The sequence below is a fragment of the Pirellulaceae bacterium genome, assembly GCA_019636385.1.
Taxonomy (GTDB): domain Bacteria; phylum Planctomycetota; class Planctomycetia; order Pirellulales; family Pirellulaceae; genus Aureliella.
The window spans coordinates 966,998-990,717 of record JAHBXT010000001.1 but is presented as its reverse complement, the minus strand read 5'-3'; the positions used below and the strand labels follow the sequence as shown (position 1 = coordinate 990,717).

Here is a 23,720-nt window from a genome sequence, read left to right as displayed (position 1 = left end):
CGTCGGCAAGTATCAAAATGGTGCGTTGCATCGGCAGTACATATTGTGCGTCGAATCTAGCGATAACGGCCACAACACCGGCCCAGCGAACCGTGGCGCCTATGTTTGCCGATTCCACACCACCTACATGAGAAAGCCTACCTAAGAACGTATAAGCTTTGCTTGTTGTTGGAATTCAGGATGCTGTCAATGAATCGAAGGACGATGTTGATGCCTTTGGCTGCGGGAGTGACGATTCTCGCGCAGTGGCTGAGCGCTGCAGTGTGCTGGGCCGACCGCTTCCAGCTCAAGGATGGCCGTTTGTTCAGTGGGAGCGTTGTCAAAGCCGATACGGTGGAGTTGGACGAACGTCAGCAGACTCGCTGGACAGTTGAAATAGAACCGGGGGTCATTGTTCGCATCCAACAGTCCGACATGAATCGCAACGGTCATGTTGGGGTCGATGAACGCGAGGCGGAGTATCAACAAAAGATCGTCAAGTTGCCGGATACGGCCGACGCGCACTATCGGGCGGCTCAGTGGTGTAGCCAACAGGGGCTGCATGATCTGGCGCGAGCCCACTACCTGCGCACGATCGACTTGAACCCAGAGCACAAAGAGGCCCGAGCTGCCGTCAAGCATACTCGCAGCAGCGACTCTGGACGCTGGGTCAAACGCGATGACGTGATGTCCAATCGTGGCAAGGTGTTTCATGAGGGCAAGTGGAAGTTTCCCGAATACATTCCTATGGATGAAGCTGTGCAGGATGAGGCCAAGCGGCGAGCACAGCTTCAGAAAGAGATTACCCGCTGGCATCATGATGCGGCCACCGGCAGCGGTGAGAAAGCGCAGCAGGCGCTGGCGTATCTGAGTCAAGTCGATAATCCACTGGCCATCGAGTATGTTTCGCAGCTACTACTGGACAAGCAGAAGTCTGGGCAACCACCGGCGACCGCTCTGCTGAAGCAAACGTACATCGGAGTATTGAACAAATTCGATAGCCCATCGGCAGCCGTCACCTTGGCACAGGTTTGTGTTAACGACGCGCTGCCTGCCGTGCGCAATGCAGCACTGGATGCTTTGGGGCGTGGAGCATGGCAGTCGGCCATGCCAGTGCTCGTGTCCTATCTGCGCCATGCCAACAACGAATTGGTCAATCGCGCGGGTTTTGCGCTGGGTCAGTTGAATGCTCAGGAGGCGATTCTGCCGTTGATCGAAGCGCTGTCCACTAAGCATGAATTCCAAACAGCCGGCAATACGAACTACTCGCCCACGGCAGGCGGTTTGAGTATGGGGGGACCGAAGAAGCGGACGGTGGAGCTGAACAACGACCGGGTTCACAGTGCGTTGGCCCAAATTACCGGTCAAGGACAACTGGGATTTGACAAGTCTGGTTGGAAGGCTTGGTACGCCAGCGTCTACGCGCCGCCGGTCGACGACCTGCGCCGCGATCCTTAAGTGAGTTCTGTCAGTCCAGCAGTTAGCGTCGCCAAAGATCATGATTCCCGTTACCCAGACCGAAGACTCGGGCTACACCGGTGAGATTGACCCGGTCAGTCAGCCGGTCGAGCGCGTGCTGCGCGGACAGTTGTGGCGCCACCAGCGCCAGCAGGCGCGCATGCGCTACTGTCCACAAATGAGCTATGGACGCCACTTTGCGCCGCCCAGTCCGTCCGCGCGGCCGGCGGCAGTGATGATCTTCATTCATCAGCCGGAGCCGCATGCGCACTGGAGCCGATGTTCGATACCGCTGACAGTGCGGCCCGACTATTTGGCGGATCATCCAGGTCAAATCTCGCTGCCCGGTGGACGGCTGGAAGCCAACGAGACGTATCAGCAGGCGGCCATCCGCGAGTTTAGCGAAGAGCTGGGTGTGACGCCATTTCCGGGCCGAATTCTAGGACCGCTGCTACCGCTGTGGGTATTCAACAGCAACTATCGACTGCAGCCTTACGTGGCGTGGCACACCGGCAACATTGACTATCACCCCTGTCCGCGCGAAGTGGCCCGTGTGATTCACTTGCCGGTCGCGGAGCTGCTAGCCGATAGCGCCGTACGTTACGGCACGTTTGGTCGTGGCCAGGTGCGCTGGCAGGCCGGGCTCTATCAATTGGACGGCGATCAAATCTGGGGTGCCACCGCCATCATCCTCGCCGAAGTCGCCGCCATCTTCCGCGGGCTGTTGGAGTCAGAGTAGTAGGGCTACAAACCCAGCTTGATTCGACGAATATCACCTTGGCAATAGACCGCATCATCCATTTCTTGGTTCGTCATTGGCTTGCCGGACTTGGTCGCCAACTAGGCGAGTTGATCAAACGGATCGTCTTTCTTAGCGGTATCAGTTACCACTGGCTCAATCCGAGCCACGGGCTTTCCTCGGTACGTCAACATTTTGCGTTGGCCCTTTTGAATGCCCTAAAGCATTGACTTGGCCCGCCGCTGGGTAGCCCAGGGTTACGGAGATTGGTCGGCGTGGGCTTGCTGGCTGAATCTATCGGTGTTGCGCTGCCAAACGGTTGAAAGCTCAGCGACTTTGTCGGGCATGGTTTGAGCTAGATTGTGCTGCTCGGCTCGATCATGGCGCAGATTATACAGTTCCCAAGGTCCACTGGCGGAGGCGACTAGCTTCCAGTCGCCGACGCGCACGGCGCGGTTACCTTCGTGTAACCACCACAGACATTCACGGTCGATAGCGACATCGGCCTGGAAGGCCCTAACTAAACTTTTTCCAGGAGCGGGCGGTAGCGGTTGGTCGTTCCAGGTAGTCGGCTGGTCGATTCCCGCGATCTCAAGCACTGTCGGCATAACGTCGATCACATGGCTGGGCGAGGTACGCAGTTGGCCACGGGCCGCGATGCCTTTGGGCCAATGCACGATCAGTGGAGTGCTGATGCCGCCTTCGTGGACCCAGGTTTTGTGTCGCCGAAAGGGCGTGTTGCAGGCGCTGGAAAATCCTGGCCCCAGGCACAGATAGCTGGCGGCACTGCCCGGCGGAGCTGCCGGGTCGTGGCCTCCATCACGCACCATGATCTCAGCGCTGGCACCATTGTCAGATGCAAACAGCAGCAGCGTATTGTCGAGCGCTCCCATCGTCTGAAGCTGCTGGATAACGCGGCCAATCTCGCGATCCATACAGTCGACCATGGCCGCGTGAATAGCCATTTTCGTGGCCTGAAACTGTTGCTGCACTGCGTCTAATTGCTGCCAAGGCACAGGTCGATTGACTTCGCCAGGCCCCAGTACCTCCAAAGCTTTGGGAAAATGGTAGGGTGGTCCAACGTCCATTTCCATCGGTGATAATGGGGTGCGGATCAGCCCCATGTCCAGTTGCCGCTGATGGCGCGCGCTGCGCATGGCGTCCCACCCGTTGCGATAACGGTCTTGGTAGCGTGCGATATCTGGCGGGCGGGCGTGCAGTGGAAAGTGAGGAGCGATAAAAGCCAGGTAGTGAAAGAAAGGTTTTTCGGCATGCTGGGCGGCATGATCTATTAGACAGTTTAGCGCATGATCGACCGTGGCCGTCGTGGCGTAATAATCGGATTCATCGTCAGCGGGCATTGGCGGAGTGTCGTCGACAACATTTCCGCGCGCAGAAAAGTAATTGCCTTGATTCCGCATGTCCAGCGAACGATCAAACCCTCCGGCCAGCACCGGACCATCAATATGCCACTTGCCGCTATGGTAGCAGCGATATCCAGCAGGCTTCAGATAATCAGGCAGCAGCCGCGCCCACTTCGGACGTTGGCCTCGACCGCCCCCCAGTCCATCAGGCAAGGCATCGCGGCGAATCTGTTGCGCATAGTAGCCCGTCAGCAGCGCGCCGCGCGTCGGCCAGCAGCGAGCCGTGTTATAAAACTGAGTGAATCGTATGCCACCGGCGGCCAGTCGATCCAAATTGGGCGTGTCGATTTCGCCGCCATAACAACCAAGATCCGAATATCCCAAGTCATCGGCCAAAATCAGGACGATATTGGGGCGAACAGACGACTTGGAGTTGCCGAGCGGTGTGTCGGCCAGTACCGCAGGAATCAAAAGATTGATAAGCAGGCAGAATAGTGCGATAGTAAAGAAATGTAGTTCAAAGTCGGAGCGGTTAGAAGGCGGTCTCGACATGTTTGTTAGCTCGCTGATCCTGCCAAGTGTATTCACGCACCAGGTATGTAACTGGCGTTGACCAATCCGCCAAACGCACGTTTGTTGACGTGCGTTTGGCGGCGGAGCATATATTGTAGCAGGTTCGCTGGCCATCAAATTCGCGGCGAGAAGTCAGCTGTTATTCCCCCTCTTCATAATCTTCATCGTCTTCCTCATCTTCCTCCTCCTCGTCGTCTGAATCGCCTTCTGAAAGGTCTTCTGAATGATCGAAGTGCACGAATTTCTCTTTGCCACGATAGGGAATGGGTAATACACCTAGCTTGCGGGCGGCTGAGATGTCGATGATGTGATAGTCGGCCTCGGATTCATCCTGGAACTTTTCTTGACTACTGAGAAAGTTGTGAGTTCCGAGCTCAATTGCTTGGACAAAACTTGGCCAGGAATACTCGTCCCGCTGCGACGCATCTACGGATTCAGCCAGCAGCGCATCTACTTCATCCGGCTCTTCCGCCTCGACTCCAATCAGCGTCGTCTCGATGGCCAGTGCTTGGGTGTGTTCTGCATCTAGGAAGAATCCAGCATAGCAGTGTCCAGGAACCAGAATTAGGAACGATTCGATATCAATCTTGCGGAGCAGAGATACCAACAGCACTGAACCATCGACGCAATTAGCCTGTTGATTGTTGACCGTGTCTTCCAGCGAGCGCACGTTTTGGCTCAGGATTTGGTCGGAATCGGCTGCTGTTGTGGTGATGCTGCTATAGCGAACATCGCGTGCAACCAACAGATCCCAGATCGCATAGACCTGGCGCAAAACCTCGTTCGCAGATTGAGCTTGATAGCCGGTGAAGCTGTCTACGACACCGATATCCAGGGCCTCGCGCAATAGCTTGTCCATGAACGGATGCTGTTCATTGACGTACACCGCAAACGCCAAGCTGGTATCGACGACTTCATCATCTACCTGGACTTTGATGGGGCAGTCTTGAATGCTGCGCACTGTGACGGTGGCTGATTTTTCTTCGAAGGGACCACCGTCTAGTCTAACGCGGTATGTCACGGTAGCCGGAGTTGCCTGCGCACATTGGCTAAGTGCCTCGAAACGATATTTTACTTTAGGGAAGACCGTGTATGTTTCGCCTTGCTTGGGTAGCCAGCCGGAGAATTGACTCGTCTCTGCATACTGTCCGAATTCAACGGTGACCTCGATTTTCGAGTTGTCTTGTGTCGCGACGACCTCGACGCCCAGCAGGCCATTGGGATCCCCCAATCGATTGTCAGGCACCTCACTGAAGTTTGACTTAATGGCGGCCGTGCCAATTAAGAAAGACGGAAATAATTGTTGGTCCCAGCCCGCGATCGGTGTGAAGTCCGCTCGCAGCGTTGGAGTTGCTAACAGGCATACGATCAAGCTCCAAATACATCGCTTCATGGTCGTTCAATTTCTTGTTGGTGAAAAGTGGTTCTTGATGAACAGGTTAGGGTAAATGTGTCTATGATGGTTCCAACGAAACCGGAGCCCTGCAAAGGATCATGGCAAAACGAGGGAGCAGGTTTGGCATCTGGTTCTGGTGAGCCAAGCGACCGTGTTTTGGATTGATTTGCCATGGAGATCAAATTACCGTACTAGCGAACCTGGATTTTCGGCTCGCACAAACCCTAGTTCGACCCAGGCACTGCGAATCGGCAGGCGATGGATTCGTGGGCAGATACCACAGCACCCTCAAGCAGCATGTAGCGGCGAATCGGCTTGTGACGATTCTGCGGACTTTGGCAATTGCTGGTTGCATTAATACTCGCAAGGAGTCTCCGGCGGTGGATTTTCAGCAATCAGGCAAAATACTCATAACCTGTCAGCGCGGACTTGCGCCATGGTTGCACCAGGAAGTCAGCAGACTTGGTTATCAACCAACCGCGACAATTTTGGCAGGAGTCGAGCTAACGGGTTCGCTGAATGACTGCATCGCACTAAACGTTCGACTGCGATGTGCCAGCCATGTCCTGTTTTCGCTCAAGAAATTCGCTTGCAACCATCCAGAGCAACTGTACCGCACCGTGCATAAGATTCCGTGGGAGGATATCCTGCCGAGCGATGGCTACTTTAGCGTCAGCAGCTTTGTGTCGCATCCAACTGTCCGCTCGACGATGTTCCCGAACGTGAAGATCAAGGATGCCATCGTCGATCGGCTACGCGAACAAACGGGGCGACGTCCGGACTGTGGCTCCGAACCGGTGGGCGCGGTGGTCTATCTGTATTGGCAGGGAGCCCATGCGGAGTTGTTCTTAGACACATCCGGACCGTCGTTGGCCAAACACGGTTATCGTCGTCTGCCCGGCAAAGCTCCCATGATGGAGTCGCTGGCGGCGGCGATTCTCATGGCGTCACGTTGGGAACCTACCATGCCGCTGGTCAATCCCATGTGCGGTTCAGGGACGCTGGCCATCGAAGCCGCATTGATGTTGACGCAGCGCGTGCCGGGTCTGTTCCGCCAGCACTATGCTGTCGAACATGTGGTGGGCTACGATCCTCAACGATTGCGGGCAGAACAGACCAGCATTGGTCAGCAAATCGTGGCAGCTGCCAGCAACTGTATCTATGCCAGCGATATCAGCCCTCAAGCGATTGAAACAGCGCGGGCCAACGCTCAGGCCGCTGGCGTGGGCGATGTCATCCAGTTTGAGACTCGCGATTTTTATGATACGCCGTTGCCCAACAAGCGACCGATGGTGGTGATGTTTAACCCGGAGTATGGTAGTCGCTTGGGCGAAGAGCAGGAACTAAAGCAGACCTATGCGCAGATCGGCGACTTCTTCAAGCAGCGATGTGCCGATAGCTGGGGCTACGTGTTTACCGGCAATTTAAACTTGGCCAAATGCGTGGGCCTGCGGACTAAGCGCCGCCTGGAATTTCAGTCTGCGCAGATCGACTGTCGGCTGTTGGAGTATGAGCTGTACAGCGGATCGCGACGCGCGGGAGCGGCCGAGGTCGGCTGAAACAAACGTAACCATTCACGCCAACATCTGCTTAGGTAAGCGGTGGGCCTGCGGAGAGCGAGAGCTGTTACCCAAGAGCGACCACCTGCGCGGTTATTGCATCCAGGCTGGCGGGCGCTTGTCTAGAAAGGCTTGCAGTCCTTCGGCGGCTTCGGCGCTGAAACGCGCCTTGAGATGTTCGTCAATGGAACTGCTGGCTTGATCGGCCTGGGGCGCATGATGGCCATAGCAGTGATGCAGGAGCTTCTTTGTATCACGTATGGTTTGGGGGCCTCCGGCCAATACGCCAGCCGCTAATCGTTGGGCTTCACTGAGCAACTGCGACGGCTCGACTATGCGTTGCAACAGACCGATCGCATGTGCACGCTGGGCTGTGATCGGCTCGCCGACTAAAAATAACTCGCTCAAGTCGCCTTCGCGCAGTTTGGTCCGTAGTACATCGCTGATCAGAGCGGGCAAAAGACCACGACGAGCTTCCGGAAAGCCAATTTGACAATCGGTTGTCCCCACGGCCATGTCGCAAGCGGCGATGACGCCCGCGCCTCCAGCGTAGGCACCGCCCTGCAGGGCAGCGATGGTCACCAGGCTGGAGTAGCGAAGCGTGCTGAGCGTCTGCGCAACACACCGGGCTGACTGACCCACTAGATCGCGATCTTGTGCTTCAGCCAAATCCAACCCGGCGCAGAACACCGGACCGGCACCGCGCAGTATGACGACTCGTGTTTGACCATCTTCGGCCAATGCTTCGAGCTGGGCGATCAACTGCGTCATCAACGCAATGGACAAGGCATTACGCCGTTCAGGACGATTCAGTGTAACCAGGGCTATGCCCGGTCGATCGCTCTGAATCAAAATCTGGTCTGACAATTCAAGTTCTCCGTCTGGTGCTTCGTCTGGATCTATGGCTGCCGGTGAAGAGGGCGGGCCGGCACTAGGCCGAACTAGTTACTTTTGAGAGGCCTTCGTAGCCCGCGCGTACTCTGGAATGTGCAGGCACAGGATTACATCGGCCCAGTTTGTCCCACCCTGCGTTTTTCAAACGCCTCAACATTCCAGCAAACGTAGCTACCTTGAGCCATTAGATGTAACGGCTGACGTGGCGTGGATCCAGCGGAATGCGGCTAACTTGAACATCGGCAATTAGATCGCGGTACAGAACGCTGCTGGGGTCCATGACCTTTTGACCGATCTCAGCCCACAGCCGGTACAAGTCTGGCGATGGCGCGCGACTCTTGGACATCAGCGTGGCCTCCATATCCAAGGCTTCGGCGACCTGAGCGTACTCGGGCTGCGTCTTGTCCAGGGCGATCGCGTAGCACATGGCTGCGGTGGAGACGCTCAACTGATCAAACACACCGCCCTCGTCGCCAAGCAGAAAGCTTTGGTCCATAAAGTTCTTCTGATAGCGGGCGATGATCAGCAGGATTTTGCGGCCCAGCGCTCGATTGCGTCGCAGGCCGCGGCGGATCAACCGTTCCTTCAGCGGTGTCATGTGCCGCACGCCGTCGAGTGACCCCACCCGCGGATTGAACGAACCTATGACCGTTTTGGCGATAAACAGGCCGAACTTGGCCTTAGCGATCAGGCCCAAGCCGCCCTTCGCCTCGGCCAATCCGATCGGTTCCAAATACTTGGTGCGGACGTCGCGAGTCATCGCGTTGGGAGCCCCCACATCGGCCAGCACTGGATTGGGGCCTTCGTACACCGTGGCAATCGCGAACTCGTGCATGTTCTCGCCGATGTAGTTCTCGATCAGGTTTTCATCCTGACCGGCGGCTTCACCGCTGCGACGAACGTTATATCGTCGCTCGTCCAGGTGAACAGCTCGCCCCCCCTGAATCTGGTAAGCGTGAATCGCAGTTTCCAACAGCGCCTTGCTGGCAAACACCTTGGCGATCATGCCCATCGACTCGTCGCGCACGTTATTGGCTGCCAAGCGGAAGCAGACATCGCCCAGGACTCGACTGGCCAGCGCGTGGCAAATCGCCCGCCCCATCCATGTTTGAATGCGCGGTGCATTGCCGATGGGCTTGCCAAACGTACTGCGGAACGAGGTCCACCCGCCATGCCCGTTGCGCAGCGTATTTTCGGACTTCTTCTCGATGACTTCGGGGTCTTGGATCAACTGGGCCAGCAAGCGGAAGATTTTGGCCGCGCTATTGACGCAAATGCCACCACGGCCCTTGGCCAGCGAGCTAAAGGCTTGAGCCAGTCCGCGTCCGGCAGGACCAAGTAGGTTCTTGGCCGGGACGGGGCAGTCGGTCAGTCGGAATCTCGCATTCCATAGATAGTCAAATGCGCACAACCGGTTGCGTATCATACGGAAGTTTTCATTGTCAGCCTTGGGCGTTTCAAACAGCAGCATGGCCGAGTCGCGACCCTTGGGCAGTCCATCGCCTTCGATCTTCAGAATCAGTACGCACAGTCCTCCGTAGACCACGTTGGTGATGGGCCATTTGACTCCGGAGACTAAATAGCGATCGCCGTCGCGCCGAGCGGTCAGCGATAGGCGGCTGGGATCGGCCCCCACGCCGGGTTCGGTCAATGCAAAGGAGCCCAGCAATTCCCCACGGGCCATGCGAGGCAGGTAGTATTGTTTCTGTTCCTCTGTGCCGAAGTCCAACAGCGGCGTGACCGGTCCCAAGAAGTTGTGGACTTCAAACATCACAGCCAAATCGGGATGCACCAAAGTCAACGCCCGCAACAGTGGTCCCAAGTCACCCAGTTTGGCTCCACTGCCAGCATACTCTTTGGGAATGGCCAGACCAAAGAATCCGCGTTGAGCCAGGCCAGCTAGAGTGTCATCGTGGAACAGCATCTTCTGATGATCCAAAAGCGTGCCGTCTTTCTTGCGTTGAACCACGAATTCCAGGCAGGCCGCCATGGCTTCGGCTACGTCCGGAGCAGGACTAAAACTGCCCGCGTCCAGTTCTGTGGCCCGCAGGTTGCCAAACAGCGTTGTCAGCGTAGGTGCCTCGCCCGAGAACTGCTGCTCAGCGGCGCGATCGGCATCATCCAGTGTCGCCAATGAAGCGATCTCTTCGGCAGTTCGGCCAGCTTGAGCCAATATGAGCGAAATCGCATCCGAGCCTGCCTTGTCATCTTGGGATTTGGACTTAACCGGTGGACGTTCTTGAGTGGCTTGGGACATGGCATTGATTTCCACAAAAAAGGACGGAGGGATGCAGGATGCCACCACGTTCAGGTGAACGTGGCTACAAATCAGCGAGAAAGTCGGATCCACGTTCTGGCGAACGGAGCTACGTAGGATGCTGACAAGCCCGCCAGATAGTTTGAGTCAACCGACCAAAAACCGCAAGCCTAAGCGCGATTTCCCAATGCAAATCCCTCATGAAACGCAGTGGGCAGTAACTGCGGCTGCACCCGCAGCGGCCTCTACCAGCAACTCCGAACCATTTTCCCCACCATCGAGGCTGTATCCAAGCCATTTTCCATTCTTGCGAGCCGCCGCGACGCTTGGCCAGGCGGGCGATCCGCTGCTGGGAATCCTTGGGCACTTCGAGTACTATTGTTGCTCCGCGAACTATCCCCCAAGTGGTTGTCCTTCCTGCACAGGTGTTTGAGGCCCATGAAACGCTGTTCTTTGCTGTTGTCGATAGCCCTGGCCGTCGGTCTGACGTGGGTAACTATCGCTGAATGCTCTCCCGCCGATCGTCTGGAATTTATACCGCCATCAGGTGCCCAGAACGCCAAACATATTGTGCTAGTTGCAGGTGACGAAGAGTATCGCACGGAAGAGTCGATGCCGATGTTGGCCAAATTGCTGAGCCAGAGGCACGGCTTCCGATGTACTGTGCTGTTCGCCTTGGGGCCAGACGGAGCCGCCTACATCGACCCCAACAACAGCGCTGGCATTAGCGGTTGGGAGACGCTGGCTACCGCCGATCTGATGCTGATTGGCACTCGATTTCGCACCCCCACTGCGGCTGACGCGCGTTATATCACCGATTTTCTGAACGCTGGCAAGCCGGTTATCGGAACGCGGACAGCAACTCATGCGTTTACTGGCCAGGGCGATTTTGGTGGATTGCCGTATGACCAATTTGGGCTGAAGGTGTTAGGCGAAACATGGGTTAGCCATCACGGGACTCACAAGGTCCAAGGGGCGCGAAGCGTACTCGAACCCGGTAAAGAGAGTCATCCCATCTTACGCTCAGTCAAACAGTTCTTTGCACCTTCCGACGTATATGGCGTGATTCACCTGACCGAGTCGGATGAAGTATTGTTGCGTGGCGCAGTGACGCAGTCGCTTGATCCTCAGTCACCCAACGTCAGTGGAAAGAAAAATGATCCCATGCAACCGCTAGCCTGGTTGCACCGGTACACGAGCCCAAACGGCCGCACACAGGGCCGCGCGTTCTGCACTACGGCCGGGGCGTCGGTAGATTTTGTGGACGAAAATCTGAGGCGACTGATTGTCAACGCCGCCTATTACCTGACCGGCCGCGCAGTGCCCGCTGAGGCCGATGTGGCTTACGTCGATCCGTTTTACCCATCGTTTTATGGTTTCATTCGCGACAAGGACTACTTTGCAGAATTGAATTTGAAGCCAGCCGACTTCGGTCTGGGCAAAAGCCCCCGTGCACCAGACCCACCGGGATCGCCCGACTGGAGGTTTCGGCCTCAATTCACGCAGCCAGATCCGGCTGACGGCAGCGCAAACTTCGAGCCTCGTCAAAACGAACGAATCGCGCTGGTTGGCGGTGGTTTGGCCGAGCGTATGAACCTGTTCGGGTATTTCGAGTCGCTGTTGCACACACGGTTTTCCGACAAGCAACTTGTGTTTCGCAATTTCGGTTGGCCGGCCGATGAAGTTGGCAATCAACAGCGGCCAGACAACTATACGACGATCGACGATCCCTTAGTTGAGTTCGGACCCGAACTGTTTATTTGCTGCTTCGGTTTCAATGAGCATTTTGCAGGCGATGCGCCGGCTGTTATCGACCAATTCAAACAAAACTACCGCAATTGGATCGCCAAGAAACAAGCCGACTTTGCCAAGCCCGATCGCCCCGTGCGCTTCATCCTGGTCAGCCCCATCGCCTATGAACAAACCAACAATGAACTACTGCCGGCTGGCCAATCTCAAAATGCCGTGCTGGCTAAATATGCTGAAGCAATCGAGTCTCTGGCACAGCAGTTGAACGTTCCCTACATCGACTTATTTACGCCCACTCAAGAGGCCTTTGCTGATCGGGTTGGCGAGCAATTTACCATCAACGGCATTCATCTGAATCAAGCTGGCGACCGTCTGATTGCTCAGCAGATGGACCAGCAACTGTTTTCTGCACCACATCCCACGGGTACCGATGTGTCGGTGATCGAACGTGTGCGGGCGGCGGTGAATGACAAATCGTGGTATCACTCACAAGATTATCGCATGCTAAACGGTTGGTACGTATACGGCGGACGCCGCACGTGGGACACACAAACTTTTCCCGGCGAGTACCAGAAGATTCGTAAGATGGTGGCGGTGCGCGACCAGTACGTCTGGGACTTGGCGGCCGGCCGACCGGTGCCAGACCAGCCCGACGATTCGCAAACCGGCGAAGTTTTCATTCCCGAAACCATGTTCGGTACTCGCGATGATGGGTTTCGCGATAAGCGCGAGCCTAAGACGCTGCAGTATCCGACGCCAGAAGAGTCGATCGCGCAAATGAAGGTACCGGAGGGCTTCGAAGTCCAATTATTTGCATCCGAACGAGAATTTCCCGAGTTGGCCAACCCCACGCAAATCGCTTTTGACACCAAAGGTCGATTGTGGGTGTCTTGCATGGTGAACTATCCTCAATGGTTGCCGGGCGCTGCCAAACCGGGCGACAAGCTGTTGATCTTTGAAGACACCAACGGCGACGGTCGGGCCGATGTCTGTAAGACCTTCTATGACAAGTTGATTTGTCCAACCGGTTTTGAGTTTCACCAAGATGGCGTGCTGGTTGTAGACGAACCGCGTATCATTTTTTTGCGCGATACAGACGGCGATGATCGCGCCGATGAAGTAACGCAGGTCATTGACGGCATTGCCACCGACGATACGCACCACGCGATGGGAGCTTGGGAGTGGTCGCACGGTGGACGGTTGTACATGCTGGAAGGCATTGCCATGTCCACCACCATGGAAACGCCCTGGGGACCGTTTCGCAATAAAGGACCGTCGGGGGTCTACGTGCTCGACCCGCTTTCTTGGCGGTTTCAGTATTTTCGCACACCTGGCTACGGCAATCCGTGGTGCATGGTATTTGACCCCTGGGGCATGGGCACCGTCGGCGATGGCACGGGAGCGCAGCAACATTGGTCCAGTCCGCTATCCGGCTACGACGTTCCGCAGCGACGCACCCTGCGACCGAATTTTGATAATCAAGGCATGCGACCGGTTATCGGCAGTGAATTCCTGTTGTCGCGACATTTACCCGAAGAGGTACAAGGACAATTCATCTATGCCTGCGTAATTAACATGCACGGGCTGACGCGCTTCCAGGTGGGCGATGAACCTGACACCGCTGGTTACGCGGGCAAGCGAATCGAAGACTTAATCGACTCGACTGACAATTTCTTCCGTCCTATCGATCCACAAATAGGACCCGACGGAGCCATTTGGTTTGGCGATTGGTGCAACGCGCTGATCGGACACATGCAATATTCGCAGCGCGATCCTAATCGCGATCATCAGCACGGCCGTATGTACCGCCTGGTTTACAGGCCGAAGCCACTGCTCGAGCCGGTGTTACAACACGGCCAATCCATCGAGGTGTTATTGGAGCAGTTGGAAGAGTATGAACCGAGAACTCGATATCGCGCGCGGCGTGAATTGCGGGCCCGACCCAAGCCCCAAGTCCTAGCTGCTGTCGATCGCTGGATCGCCGCCGCGGACTCATCGCCCAACAAATTGTGTGAGGCGCTGTGGCTGCAAGAGAGTTTCCGGCAACTGGATCCAAAACTGGTGGACCGCATCCTGGCGAGCGACGAAATGCGGGCGCGGGCGGCGGCCGTACATTGCGTGTCCAACGAGTTCCTGCGCTTTGAGCCTACACTGCAGGTGCTCAAGCGCGCCGTCCATGATCCGGAGCCCAGAGTGCGACTGGAGGCGGTGCGCGGCCTGAGTTATCTGCAGTCCGCCGAGGCAGCTCGGGCTGCTCTGGAAGTCACGCAGCATCCGCTGGATTACTGGATCGAATACACGCTGGAGCATACTTTGCAAGCTTTGCGTCCGCACGTCGACGCCGCTTTACAACGTGGCGATTTTTTGGCAGATGCTCCCAATTTGCGCCGGTACTATGATGATTTCAAGTTGCAGACTGGTCCCGGTGGCGATGCGGTCAAGCCGCTGAAGGACGCCGAAGATCCACAACTGCCTGGTCACAAGCGCCGTGCCGCCATGCGCGCCCTGGGGCGCATTTCAGGTGGTGACGCTGGACGTGGCCAGGTCGTGTTTTCGCGTGTGTGTGCCGGTTGCCATCGCATCGGTAATGCCGGTCAGGAGTTTGGCCCTCGCCTGGATATGGTCGGTGCGAGATTCTCCAAAGAAGACATAATTCGACACACGCTGGATCCCAACGCCGAAATTGCCAAGGGCTACGAGACAGTTCAAGTACTGACGGTCGACGGTGAAGTGATCAACGGCTTCATTCTGCGCGAATCGCCGCAAGCATTGATATTGGGCGTTGCCACGCAGGACGGCAAGGGCAAGGAGGTTGTCGTGCCCATGGACAGCATCGAGCGGCGGACGGATCTGAAAGCCAGTTCGATGCCTGAAGGTTTGGCCAAGACCATTGCGCCAATCGAATTCCTGGACTTGATTACCTATCTTTCATCGCTGGACGCTCCAACGCCTGTCGTCATTGACGGTTGGACGCAGACGGCTCTGGCCGATCAAGGGCCGCTGCGCAATCACGGCGAATTGATTGAGATTTCGCGTGCGGCAGAGGTCGCCTACCCGGCCGATTTTCCGGCTCATTGGATGAAGCATTCGGCACTGCTGCTCAGCGCCGTGGACGCAACCAAGCGCGAGTTTGCCTTCCATTCGAGCGAGCAGTCCAGTTCCTCTCCGGCGATTGTAATTCGCCTAGCGGAATCCGGACATGTTGGTCACATCGCCATTGAGAATCGTCGTAATTCTCAGTTTTATGCGCGGGCCAAAAACTTGGCTGTGTGGATATCGGACGACGGTCAGCAGTGGCAGCAAGTATGGAAGAGCGTCGAACCAGCCGAGAACTATGCGGTCGACCTGCCGGCGGGAACGCGGGCAAGATTCGTTAAGATCGGTTTGGATGGTGACGGCACCTTTCATCTCAACCAAGTCGTCATCTATGGCAAACGTTAGTCACAGTCGAGCGACCAAGGCGGATGCCGCTGCGCAAGATGTGAACAGTTCATGGTTGAAACATTTCGCGCAGGGGTTGGACGCGCTTCAGCAACACGACCTGCTGAGAGTGCGCGGCGGGTTGTTGCGCAATTGGCATGTAACTGAGGATGGCGCCGAGCCGCTTGACTTTGGCAACAACGATTATCTGGGGCTGAGGCGACATCCGCAGGTAATCGAAGCCGCCCGGTGCGGGCTGCTGGAACACGGCTGGGGCAGCGGTGCCAGCCCCGTGCTCAGCGGGTATTCAGAGCTGCATGCACAGTTGGAGAGACAGTTGGCCGAATTGTGCGGCACGCAGGAGAGCTTGGTGTTTTCCTCCGGCTATGCTGCCAACGTGGGCAGCTTGTCGGCTTGGCTGGACCGGGACTGCCTCGTGTTGAGCGACCAGCTGAACCACGCCAGCCTGATCGACGGAATGCGGTTGAGCCGCGCTTGCCGCATCATCTATCCGCACTGCCATGTCGGGCAGCTCGAGCAGTTGTTGTTGGAACATCGAAGGAACCACTCGCGAGCACTGATTGTAACTGAATCGGTCTTCAGCATGGATGGAGACGAGGCACCGCTGGTGCAAATTGCTGAGTTGGCCGAGCGCTTCGATTGCGGGTTAGTTGTCGACGAAGCGCACGCGGTTGGCCTATTTGGCCAACGTGGCAGTGGATTGCTGGAGGAGCTAGAGCTGACCGGCCGAGTTTTATTGAAACTTGGAACACTCAGCAAAGCCTTGGGAGGCCTGGGCGGTTATGCAGCCGGTAGTCGCTGGGCTGTGCAACATCTGGTCAATCGTTGCCGCAGCTACATATTCAGCACCGCTCCACCTGCCGCCGCAATGGCGGCTAGTCTAGCGGCAGCAGAGTTGCTACCGAAGTTGACTGTAGAACGACAGCAGCTCCTGGATTTGGCTCGGTATTTGCGCGACAAGCTGTCAGCCATGGGGTGGCCAGTATCACCCGGCCGGAGCCCCATTGTGCCGCTGGTTGTAGGCGATGCGTGGCGGGCCGTGGGTCTGTCTGGACAACTGGCACGACAGGGAATCTATGTACCGGCCATTCGCCCGCCGACGGTGCCTGAGAACACCAGTCGCCTCAGGATCAGCCTATCTGCCAATCACCGGCGGCAAGATATCGATCGACTGTGCCTGGCGCTGGGCAATAACGCCTCATTGCCAGCGGCAGAAACGTAACTACCGTCGCCAGAGCGTGGTCTTGCTCGGCATCCGCGGTCTCGTTCGGCATCCACCGTCTGGCGACGGTGGTGCCGCTACGGTAGTTTTTCAATTGCCGCCGGCTCAAATGCGCGCAAAACGCCGTGTTAGATGGTTCAGTTGTACTCAACACCGGCGGCGATTAACGCTACCATATTGGCACTCGACAGGCCGGATGGTAGCACTAGCCAGCACAGGTAGCGACGCTGGCCAGAAAGTGGGGAGGGGTAAAACTCCACTCTCTGGCGACCGTAGCTACAGCTTGGTGATCGAAGCTGTGAGCGATATCCGTCTGATAACTTTCCGATGAACTACGACAGGAACTAGTGATGTCTCGAAAAAAGCTGTACGAAAACGCATCGCAAGCCATTGGCGATACCCCCATGATTCGCATCAACCGCTTGGTGCCTGAAGGCGGCGCTACGGTATTTGCCAAATGCGAGTTTTTTCAACCGCTCAACAGCGTCAAGGATCGTATTGGGGCAGCGATGATCGAGGCGGGCGAGCATGACGGCAAGATTACGCGCGACACTCACATCATCGAGCCGACTAGTGGCAACACCGGTATTGCCCTGGCTTTTGTATGCGCCGCTAAAGGCTATCGACTGACGCTGACCATGCCTGAAAGCATGTCGGTCGAACGACGAACGTTGCTCAAGGCAATGGGCGCCAACCTCGTACTGACGCCAGCGGCTGAAGGCATGCGTGGAGCGATAGCGCGCGCCAACGAGTTAGTCAACCAGGATGCAAATGGCTTTATGCCTCAGCAGTTCGAGAATCCAGCGAATCCAGCCATTCATGAGCGAACAACGGGTCCCGAAATTTGGGAAGACTGTGCTCAGAATATCGATGCCATTGTGGCGGGCGTCGGAACCGGTGGCACGATTACTGGCGTTGCCCGATACATCAAGAAACTGAACCCGAACTTCAAGGCGATTGCGGTCGAGCCCAAGCACAGCCCGGTGATCAGCGGTGGAGCTCCTGGCAAGCATCGCATTCAAGGAATTGGTGCCGGGTTCATTCCCAAGAATCTCGATACGTCGCTGGTGGATGACATTGTGCAGGTGGACGACGAAGATGCATTTGAGTGGGGGCGTCGATTGGCCAAGAGCGAGGGCATTGTGGCTGGCATCAGCAGCGGAGCCAATATGTGGGCCGCTGCTCAAGTCGCCGCCCGTCCAGAATTCAAAGGCAAGCGCATCGTGACCATCATGGCCAGCCTGGGCGAACGCTACCTCTCGACGCCGTTGTTCGGCGACTTGGGAACGTAAAACGTCAATCCAGCGTGCCAATGCCGTCCGGCGTATTCCAGTAACCGCCTCGACTATGGTCGCAGGTGACGGCGCGTCCGGCGGGGGGCACCGTAAACTGGCCACGGTCAAATACAGTTCGTCCGCAGACGATGGTTCGCACAGGCCAGCCCTGCAAGGTGACGCCGTGCCAGGGACTCCAACCACAGCGCGCGTATTGTTGCGCATTGTCGATAGTCTGACGGGACTTCAGATCCACCAGCACTAGGTCGGCATCGTAACCTACCGCGATACGGCCTTTGCCAACCAATCCCCACACGCGAGCCGGAGCGTCTGACATCCAATGAGCGATTTGAGTCAGCGAGCAGCGCCCCTGGTTGTGCTGGTCCAGCAGCAGCGCCAAGCTGTTTTCGACGGCCGGCAATCCGCTGGGGGACTGTGGATAAGGCTGCGATTTTTCATCCAGTAGATGCGGCGCATGATCGGTCGCGATAACTTGAATTTTGTCGTCCAACAGCGCCTGCCAAATTTGCGGAGGATGCTCGGGCGGCTTGATTGACGGATTCATCTGCACCAAGCTACCTAGCCGCGCATAGTCTTCCGTGGAAAACAGCCAATGATGCGGACAGGCTTCAGCAGTGACCCATGGCTTGCCGTCGGCGATAATGGGAATTTCGTCGGCCGTACTGACATGCAGCACATGAAAACGATGCTTGTGACGCACGGCCAAATCGACCGCGCGCCGTGTAGCAATAACCGCTGCGCGGATGTCGCGAATCCGTGAATGATCGGCAACAGTCAACCGATCGCCTAACGCCTGGCGGTTAGCGCGAACAGTCGATTCGTCTTCGCAATGCGCGCAAATGGGCAGCTGGGTTTCTGCAAAAATCGCTTCAAGCGCCGACTGGCTATCGACCAGCAAATCGCCGGTGCTAGAGCCGATGAAGATCTTAATCCCCGGCGCGAAGTCGGCCTGTTTGAGCTGGTCCAGGTTATTCTCGGTGGCACCAATGTAGAAGCCATAATTGACATGGCTGACTTCGGAGGCCCGCTGATATTTCCAGCGGAGTGCGTCTAGGTTCGTGGCGGGGGGCGAAGTATTGGGCATTTCCAGGAAGGTGGTTACGCCACCGGCTGCCGCCGCTCGACTGCCAGACTGAATGTCCTCCTTGTGAGTTGCTCCCGGCTCACGAAAATGCACCTGATCGTCGATGACTCCCGGTAGCAATGTCAGGCCTTGCGCTTCAAGCACCTCGTCGGCCATAGTCTGGTCAGAGGCATCAATAGCCAGAATTCGAGAGTCCTGAATCAACACATTGGTTTCGGCAACAGACCCAGGCAGGACGACTTGAGCGCCGCGAACGAGCAATCGGTGAGACATGTTCTTTGAGGGTGAATCGAGTATGCTGTAACTACCATATTCAACGTAGCCGCCGTATCCATGGTATAACGTAGCCGAAGCGTTTCTTGAATGAGGGGGCCGGGTGATGCAGTTCCAAATCGGGGCCAAGTGCCGCCTATGTTATTTCATTGGCATAGTCAGTGGGGTATCTGCAGTACTGGGGACGCTTACCGCTCCCGCGAGAGCCGACGACGCTACGGTCCAACAGCGGGCTGGCGAGTCGCTGCGCATGGCGGCGCGCGCGCTGAACAGCCAAGATTACCAACAGGCAGTCGCTCTGGCCAAGCACGCGGCTGGGCAGATGCCCGATGATGCCCGCGTCCAGCAGCGCGCAGCCGAATTGATCTATTGTGCTGGACAACCACACGCGAGTCTGCCGCTGTTTGATCGCGCCAATCAGCTTGATCCGCAACGGGCTGCGCACAATTGGCAGCGAGGAATCGCGTTGGCCACCTGCGGAGAATTTGAACGCGGCGCCGAGCAGTTTCAAAGTCATCACCAGGTCAACCCTGACGACGTTGAGAATTCGGCTTGGTATTTTCTGTGTCTGGCCAAAGCGCACGATGTTGCCACTGCTCAACTCAAATTGATCCCTAGCCGTGGTGATCGTCGTCCGCCGATGATGAGTATTCTGAAAATGCTTCAGCAGGAAATTGGACCCCAGGCCGTGTTGGCGGTCGCCAACGAGCAGGTCGCCGAGAGTCCACAGCGCGAGGCAGCACTGTTTTACGCCGAACTGTATATCGGTTTATACTACGACGCATTGGGCCAAACGGATCGAGCTGCTGAATTCCTGCGCCGCAGCCAGCGGCGCGATATTTCCGGTTATATGAAGGATACCGCGCGCGTCTACCTGATGCAGCGGTTCGATCAGACGGACAATAACGATCTTCAGGCTCAACCTTAGCTCAATTTCGGCAAAGGCTCAGACGGCCATTCTGTGGTTGCGGTTCTGTGACCTAAGTTTCGACAGCGGATTTTCTGTATTCGCTAGATTTTGACAGTTCCGTCAGCCTGCGCAATCAGGCCCTCGCCGGTCGATCGCCATGCGCCTGTTGTCAGGCAATGACGGATTACGGCAACTCCAATCGCACAACAGGATATTCCAATGAACTCTGCTGCACCGATGCGTTCGCAGGCATCCAATCGAGCCGAAGAATTTGAACAGATCAAGCGTCGTATCCACAACAAACTGGTGGACAAGCTCGATCTAACGCGCGTGGGTGATTTGAAGGGTGAACAATTGCGCCGCGAGATTCGCATGGTGGTCGAGCACCTGTGCGACGCAGAAAACACACTGCTCAACCGCTCCGAACGCGACCGCGTTATCGAAGAGGTGTTGGACGAAACGTTTGGCTTGGGGCCGCTGGAGCTGATCCTCAAGGATCCGCACGTCAGCGATATCATGATCAACGGACCCAAGCAGATTTACGTTGAAAAAGGCGGCAAATTGATGCTGACCGGCGTTGAATTCCGCGACAACGCGCACTTGATGCAGATTATCGACCGCATCGTGTCGAAGGTGGGTCGCCGTGTTGACGAAACCTGCCCGATGGTTGACGCTCGTTTGGAAGACGGCTCGCGCGTCAACGCGATTATTCCACCCTTGGCCCTGGATGGGGCCGCTGTTTCGATTCGCCGATTCGGTTCGAACCCGCTCAAGCTGGAAGACTTGCTGAATTTCAAAGCGCTCACACCCGAGATGGTGATGCTGCTCGAAGGCTGCATCAAAGCGCGCTTGAACATGATCATCTGCGGTGGTACCGGTTCCGGTAAAACCACTCTGTTAAACACGCTCAGCAGCTTTATTCCCAACGATCAGCGGATCGTAACCATCGAAGACGCAGCGGAGTTGCAGTTGCAGCAAGATCACGTCGTGCGATTGGAAACGCGACCGCCTAACATCGAAGGCACGGGGGCTGTCACAGCTACAGACTTGGTGAAGAACGCTTTGCGTATGCGACCCGAGCGCATCATCATCGGTGAGTGTCGTGGTGGCGAAACGCTGGACATGTTGCAAGCCATGAATACTGGCCACGACGGATCGTTGACGACGATTCACGCTAACAACCCGCGCGACGGTGTGGCGCGTCTGGAAACGCTGGTGATGATGGCGGGATTTGACTTGCCAATCAAGGCAATTCGTCAGCAACTGTCCAGCGCGGTACATCTGCTAATTCAAGCTAACCGCTTGCAGGGTGGACCGCGGCGCGTCACGCACATCACCGAAATTACTGGCATGGAAGGTGATACCGTTGTCATGCAAGACATCTTCCGCTTTGTACAAAACGGCATTGGCGAAGATGGCAAAGCCCACGGGCACTTCATTAGCACTGGAGTGCGACCCAGCTTTATGCATCGACTGGAACAGGCAGGGGTGCGTTTGCCGGCCACTACTTTCCGTGAACGAGTGCTGCTCAACGCCTAATTCGCTTGCCTGCCAGAAACACTGAGGAGCAAAGAATGTTACCAATCATCTTGATTGTTTCTGTGGGGCTGGGTGTGACCGCGCTCATTGGCGGACTGGCTTTTGCCTTGCGTCCAGCGGAGGACCAACGAACTGAAGACCGGCTAGCGGCGCTCACCGCAAGCCGCAAGAGCGGCATTGAGGGCGACAAGCCAAAGATGTTGACTCGAACGGCGCTAGATGAAACAAAGTCGCTGGCGGACGAGTTTTTGGGTCGCTTCGGCAACGTCTCGGCACTGATGGAACAAGCCGACGTCAAACTTACCGGCTCCCAATTCTTGACGATCTGCGTTGGTGCTGCAGCCGTGGGCTCGGCGATCTGCATCGCTTCACCGCTCCCAAAGCTTTTGTTCCCATTCTTCGGATTGGCACTCAGTAGCTTACCATTTTTCTGGCTCATGATTCGCCGTTCAAAACGGCTGGCTTTAATTACAAAGCAGTTGCCAGAGGCTCTGGAGTTGCTCAGCCGGTCGTTGCGTGCGGGCCATTCATTGGCCTCGGGGGTTGGCTTGGTAGGCAGTGAAATGCCAGCTCCACTAGGAACTGAATTCGCGCGCGTCTACGACGAGCAGAATTTCGGTCTGTCGCTGGACGAAGCCATGGAACAGATGACGATTCGCGTTCCAAATATGGATTTGCGCTTCTTCGTTACGGCGGTCACCCTGCAACGTCAAACCGGCGGTGATTTGTCAGAAATTCTGGACAAGATCGGCCGATTGATTCGCGAACGATTCAAGCTGGCTGGCCAAATTCAAGCACTGACGGGCGAAGGACGATTGTCAGGTATTGTGCTGTTGGGTCTGCCGCCTGTGTTGTTCCTCGTGATGCTGTATCTGAACTACGATTACGCCATGGTTCTGTTCCGCGACGAAGACGGCAAAAAATTGCTGGCGTTTGCGCTAGTGATGCAATTGATCGGTGCACTTGTCATCCGCAAGATTATCAATATTAGGGTTTAATCATGGTGGCTGGATTCGAAATTCCGATGGGACTGGTTGCTGCGGTGGCCGTGTTTGTGGCCTGTGGGGCTTTGGCTTGGCTGGTGCTGAGTTTCTTTTTCAACGATGAACGGGATCGCACGGAATCGCGGTTGCAGGCGCTCAGCGACCCGCGCAAGGCGATTGCCAAAGGCACGGAAAAGAAGTCCGAAGCGATCTCCAAAGCTCTGGAAATGGCTTCACCCACTTTGGCCAAGCCGTTAACGCCCAAGACCGAAGCGGAGATGGGCAAGCTGCGACAAACGTTGACTGAAGCTGGCTTTCGTAGCGAATCAGCTCCACTCAGTTTCTTGGCACTGCGCGTTACGTGCTCGCTGGTGTTCCTGGCTCTCGGGGGGGGGATCTCACTGTTCTCGTACGGCATTACCACCACCGCAGGAATTCGCACCTTCGTTATTGGGGCTATTGGATTTTATCTACCGATCCTGGGTTTGGCGTTCCTGCAAAAACGTCGCAAACAACAGGTGTTCTTGGGATTGCCCGACGCCCTGGACTTGATGGTCGTGTGCGTTGAAGCCGGATTGGGATTGGACCAAGCTATGCGCAAAGTGGCCTCAGAAATGCAAAAGAGTTATCGCGTGATTGCCGACGAGTTTTCCCTGTGTAACCTGCAATTGCAAATGGGACGCGTTCGCAATCAAGTTTTAGTAGACTTGGGAGCACGCACCGGCGTGGACGAACTGCGAGCATTGGCCAATATCTTGATCCAGGCCGACAAATTTGGTTCGAGTATCGCCAACGCCCTGCGCGTCCAAAGCGATGCGATGCGCGTCCGTCGTCAGCAGATCGCTGAGGAAAAAGCCGCCAAGACGGCCGTAAAAATGATTTTTCCGCTGGTGCTCTTCATCTTCCCCGGTATCTTCGTAGTTTTGGTGGGACCCGCCGGCCTGCAAATGGCTCGCGAAATGTTGCCGATGATGGAAGGTAAGTAAGCAGCAGTTGCTGCTGCTG

At 56.4% G+C, this 23,720-nt stretch carries 15 protein-coding genes; 10 read left to right on the top strand and 5 right to left on the bottom strand.

Features of this window, described 5'->3' with window-relative positions:
* Nucleotides 1-189: 189 nt before the first annotated feature.
* The gene (locus KF752_03815; GenBank protein ID MBX3420664.1) at nucleotides 190-1,437 is read left to right on the top strand and encodes a HEAT repeat domain-containing protein; all 1,248 of its coding nucleotides are present in this window, start codon (nucleotides 190-192) and stop codon (nucleotides 1,435-1,437) included.
* 40 nt (nucleotides 1,438-1,477) lie between these two features.
* Nucleotides 1,478-2,176: a CoA pyrophosphatase gene (locus KF752_03810; protein MBX3420663.1), complete on the top strand. Its 699-nt coding sequence runs from the start codon at nucleotides 1,478-1,480 to the stop codon at nucleotides 2,174-2,176.
* Between the two features lie 257 nt (nucleotides 2,177-2,433).
* Here KF752_03810 and KF752_03805 read toward each other — a convergent pair whose 3' ends face one another.
* Together KF752_03805 and KF752_03800 are read right to left on the bottom strand one after the other, a co-directional pair.
* A complete protein-coding gene (locus KF752_03805) occupies nucleotides 2,434-4,092 on the bottom strand; it encodes an arylsulfatase (GenBank protein MBX3420662.1) in 1,659 nt (552 codons plus the stop codon).
* Nucleotides 4,093-4,252: 160 nt separating this feature from the next.
* A complete protein-coding gene (locus tag KF752_03800; GenBank protein MBX3420661.1) occupies nucleotides 4,253-5,506 on the bottom strand; it encodes a hypothetical protein in 1,254 nt (417 codons plus the stop codon).
* A 383-nt stretch (nucleotides 5,507-5,889) separates the two neighbouring features.
* On the opposite strand from KF752_03800, the gene KF752_03795 reads away from it, so the two are divergent.
* Nucleotides 5,890-7,068, top strand: coding sequence for a hypothetical protein (locus tag KF752_03795; GenBank protein ID MBX3420660.1), 1,179 nt, complete (start codon nucleotides 5,890-5,892; stop codon nucleotides 7,066-7,068).
* A gap of 93 nt (nucleotides 7,069-7,161) precedes the next feature.
* Here KF752_03795 and KF752_03790 read toward each other — a convergent pair whose 3' ends face one another.
* A complete protein-coding gene (locus KF752_03790) occupies nucleotides 7,162-7,890 on the bottom strand; it encodes an enoyl-CoA hydratase/isomerase family protein (GenBank protein ID MBX3420659.1) in 729 nt (242 codons plus the stop codon).
* A gap of 256 nt (nucleotides 7,891-8,146) precedes the next feature.
* Nucleotides 8,147-10,219: an acyl-CoA/acyl-ACP dehydrogenase gene (locus KF752_03785; protein ID MBX3420658.1), complete on the bottom strand. Its 2,073-nt coding sequence runs from the start codon at nucleotides 10,217-10,219 to the stop codon at nucleotides 8,147-8,149.
* A 1,590-nt stretch (nucleotides 10,220-11,809) separates the two neighbouring features.
* Between KF752_03785 and KF752_03780 the strand changes: the two genes are divergently transcribed.
* From KF752_03780 to cysK, 3 genes are all read left to right on the top strand, one after another.
* Complete coding sequence (locus tag KF752_03780) at nucleotides 11,810-15,409, top strand: discoidin domain-containing protein (GenBank protein ID MBX3420657.1); 3,600 nt, start codon at nucleotides 11,810-11,812, stop codon at nucleotides 15,407-15,409.
* The gene (locus KF752_03775) at nucleotides 15,396-16,631 is read left to right on the top strand and encodes an 8-amino-7-oxononanoate synthase (GenBank protein ID MBX3420656.1); all 1,236 of its coding nucleotides are present in this window, start codon (nucleotides 15,396-15,398) and stop codon (nucleotides 16,629-16,631) included. The genes KF752_03780 and KF752_03775 overlap by 14 nt, the downstream gene beginning before the upstream one ends.
* Nucleotides 16,632-16,981: 350 nt before the next feature.
* Nucleotides 16,982-17,923, top strand: coding sequence for a cysteine synthase A (gene cysK / locus KF752_03770; GenBank protein MBX3420655.1), 942 nt, complete (start codon nucleotides 16,982-16,984; stop codon nucleotides 17,921-17,923).
* 4 nt (nucleotides 17,924-17,927) lie between these two features.
* Here cysK and KF752_03765 read toward each other — a convergent pair whose 3' ends face one another.
* Entirely contained in the window at nucleotides 17,928-19,283 is a 1,356-nt protein-coding gene (locus KF752_03765; protein ID MBX3420654.1) for a dihydroorotase, read from the bottom strand.
* Nucleotides 19,284-19,389: 106 nt separating this feature from the next.
* On the opposite strand from KF752_03765, the gene KF752_03760 reads away from it, so the two are divergent.
* From KF752_03760 to KF752_03745, 4 genes are all read left to right on the top strand, one after another.
* Nucleotides 19,390-20,211 (top strand): hypothetical protein, encoded by an 822-nt coding sequence (locus KF752_03760; protein MBX3420653.1) that lies wholly within the window; start codon nucleotides 19,390-19,392, stop codon nucleotides 20,209-20,211.
* A gap of 201 nt (nucleotides 20,212-20,412) precedes the next feature.
* The gene (locus KF752_03755; protein ID MBX3420652.1) at nucleotides 20,413-21,732 is read left to right on the top strand and encodes a CpaF family protein; all 1,320 of its coding nucleotides are present in this window, start codon (nucleotides 20,413-20,415) and stop codon (nucleotides 21,730-21,732) included.
* A 35-nt stretch (nucleotides 21,733-21,767) separates the two neighbouring features.
* Nucleotides 21,768-22,730 (top strand): type II secretion system F family protein, encoded by a 963-nt coding sequence (locus tag KF752_03750; GenBank protein MBX3420651.1) that lies wholly within the window; start codon nucleotides 21,768-21,770, stop codon nucleotides 22,728-22,730.
* 2 nt (nucleotides 22,731-22,732) lie between these two features.
* Nucleotides 22,733-23,701, top strand: a complete 969-nt coding sequence (locus tag KF752_03745; protein MBX3420650.1) for a type II secretion system F family protein — start codon at nucleotides 22,733-22,735, stop codon at nucleotides 23,699-23,701.
* Nucleotides 23,702-23,720 lie beyond the last annotated feature (19 nt).